Source organism: Candidatus Sulfotelmatobacter sp. (assembly GCA_036500765.1).
In the GTDB taxonomy this organism is placed as follows: Bacteria; Acidobacteriota; Terriglobia; order Terriglobales; family Acidobacteriaceae; genus Sulfotelmatobacter.
Genome location: DASYBM010000006.1, coordinates 1 through 1,700 on the forward strand (window position 1 = coordinate 1; position 1,700 = coordinate 1,700).

2 protein-coding genes are annotated in these 1,700 nt (G+C 59.3%); both read left to right on the forward strand.

What is annotated here, in order from left to right; genetic code table 11:
* A partial coding sequence (locus tag VGM18_11605) for a DinB family protein (protein ID HEY3973644.1) occupies window positions 1-247 on the forward strand: 247 nt, incomplete at its 5' end.
* Between the two features lie 245 nt (window positions 248-492).
* Window positions 493-1,344: a type II CAAX endopeptidase family protein gene (locus tag VGM18_11610; protein HEY3973645.1), complete on the forward strand. Its 852-nt coding sequence runs from the start codon at window positions 493-495 to the stop codon at window positions 1,342-1,344.
* Window positions 1,345-1,700 lie beyond the last annotated feature (356 nt).

The window sequence follows — 1,700 nt, forward strand, 5'->3', positions numbered from 1 at the left end:
GGCAATCGGCTCCATTACGACGAAGGACGAAGCGGTGGCTGCACTGGAAGCATCGTTCGTCTACGCGCATAAGGCCATTGCGACCATCACAACCGAAAATGCGTTTGTCGCCATCAAGCCGGTCGACGGGTTCAGCACGCGAGTGACGATTGCCGCTTTCGCAGCGGCCCACGGGAACGATCACTACGGCCAAATGGTGGAGTACCTGCGGATGAACGGCATTGTGCCGCCAGCGAGCGCCAAGTAGTGGCGGGGGCGCAAGCTAGCTGATTTACGAGTAAGTAAGATGCGGCCCTCATCGTCGCCCACGAAAAACCGGCTAGTTTCCGGGTGGGCGGTAATAGGCCGCCCGAGGCCGGTATTGGAGTATAAGGTCAGTGTGATTTCGACCCTCAGGCCGGTGATCGTTCTTGCGTTCGCGTCCGTGCTTACTTGCTCCGCTGGGGCGGCAGACTTAGGCAGGCAGGTTCTCATAGGGAAATGGGACAACCTGTGACCCCGAAGCAAGCCGGATTCTTGAGGCGTGTCCCCGTCGTCGTCCGGGCAGTTGTCGTCGGCATTGTCATCGGAATGGGGGCCGCCAATCTGTGGCCGATTCTCCTTCTGAAACTGGGGGTGCCACGAGCCTCGGTCCTTGAAGGTCTGTTCCTTGGCGGTTACATTTGGTGGGCGCGCGGAGGCGGGCCGCCGCAGCGTTGGCGTGCCACGCGCGCAGATTCGTTTCGTGTCGGCAAGTTATCGGGCGCGCAGTGGTTCTGGGGATTGCTTGCTGCCGTTTTCTTCGCGGCAACGATCCACGCGGCACTGGTTGTGTTGTTCCAGTTGATGCCCTTCCCGGCTGCAGCGTTTCACCGCGGCTATGACTTCTCCTTCATTCCCACTCTGCCGATGCGCTGGCTCGCCGTCGTAGTGTCAGCGGCATCCGCGGGCATCTGTGAAGAGACGGGCTTTCGCGGCTACATGCAGCGACCGATCGAGCGCCGGCACGGAGCCGCCATAGCCATCCTGGTTTCATCGGTGTTCTTCACGGCGATCCACCTGACGAAGGACTGGGCGCTGATAGGCATGGTGCCGATAATCCTGGGCGCCGGGATTCTGCTCGGAGCATTGGCGCATATGTCCCGCACGCTCATCTTCTGCATCGTCGGGCACACGCTGATGGATGTGGGACTGTTCGGCTACTGGTGGACGCAGATTGCGGGCACGTTCTCGCAACGGCCAATCTCGGAGACCGGAATGGATCGGACCTTCGCGGTCGCGTGTGCGGTCGTGGTCGCGGCGCTGATCGTGACGATCCTTGCCATCAAGAAGCTGCGGGCGATTACATCTCATTTGCCGTATTAAGACTCGATGCCGAGCTGGACGCCCTGCATGACGGACGCCTGAAATCGATTTCCAAAGAGGTGTTGAACAAAATGGATGAACGACTGGCTTTGCTTCTGAACCGTTGGGCGTCGTCGTTCGCAGGGGCCCTACAGCACTCAATCGGATAATCATTCAAAGCTCATCGAGCGTGCTCTACCCGAGTTTCCGAGTGGATTGTCGCCCACACTTCCCTCACTCACAATTGCATCGAATTTGAGTCACATCAGGATTGGCGGTCAACCTCCCAGAATTCTATTTCTGGCACGGTGAGTGCCATAGCGGACCATAGTCCCATTCCGCTGCTATGCCTTCCTTCAAGGGGCGCCGGCCTCGGA